Here is an 860-nt window from a genome sequence, read left to right as displayed (position 1 = left end):
GCTCAAACACCCTACACTTGATCAGTTGAACCAGCTTGGCCTGACGGGCATGGCTCATGCCTTTGCCGACCTCGATGGCAATGGCGAGGCCGCCAGCCTGAGCCATGCGGAATGGTTGGCGCTGTTGCTTGATCATGAGACGACATGGCGAAATGACCGCCGCCTTGCCCTGCGGCTGCGTCAGGCAAAACTACGCCATCATGCCGTGCCTGAGGATGTTGATTATCGCAGCACACGCGGGCTTGACCGGCGGCTGTTCGAGATGCTGCTCAAGGGCAACTGGATCGGTGCCCATGAAAACTGCGCGATCATCGGGCCAGCAGGGGTCGGTAAAAGCTGGCTGGCCTGCGCCATCGGGCATCAGGCCTGCCGTGACAATCGGTCGGTCCTTTACACGCGGCTGCCGCGGCTGATCGATGAGCTGTCGCTGGCCAAGGGTGATGGCCGCATTGCTGCGCGGATGAAGAGCCTGGCCCGCGTGGACCTGCTCATCCTTGATGACTGGGGTCTTGAGCCGCTCGATGGCAATGCCCGCCATCATCTGCTGGAGATCCTCGAGGATCGCTATGGTCGGCGTTCAACGCTGGTCACAAGCCAGCTTCCCATCGCGCGCTGGTTCGATCTCATCGGCGATCCCACCTACGCCGATGCCATCCTCGATCGTCTCGTCCACAACGCCCACAGGCTCGAACTCGACGGGGAATCCATGCGCCGCCTGGCTCAGCGTGCCGCCGCTTGACCAACGCCAAACCATAGTGCGAATAGATACCAACGATCAGGTGCTTTACCTGCGCGCGATCAAATCGGAACGCTGCGCGGCATCAGATCGCAATACATGCGCGCGATCGTCGGAATCCGCA

The 860-nt window shown here is 61.2% G+C and carries 1 protein-coding gene; it reads left to right on the top strand.

Annotated elements, in window-relative coordinates; genetic code table 11:
- A partial coding sequence (istB, locus tag LDN95_RS23060; RefSeq protein ID WP_226019835.1) for an IS21-like element helper ATPase IstB occupies positions 1 to 739 on the top strand: 739 nt, incomplete at its 5' end.
- Between the last annotated feature and the right edge of the window lie 121 nt (positions 740 to 860).

The sequence above is a fragment of the Novosphingobium sp. FKTRR1 genome, from assembly GCF_020404405.1.
Classification (GTDB): domain Bacteria; phylum Pseudomonadota; class Alphaproteobacteria; order Sphingomonadales; family Sphingomonadaceae; genus Novosphingobium.
This window is presented reverse-complemented; position numbering and strand designations above follow the sequence as displayed.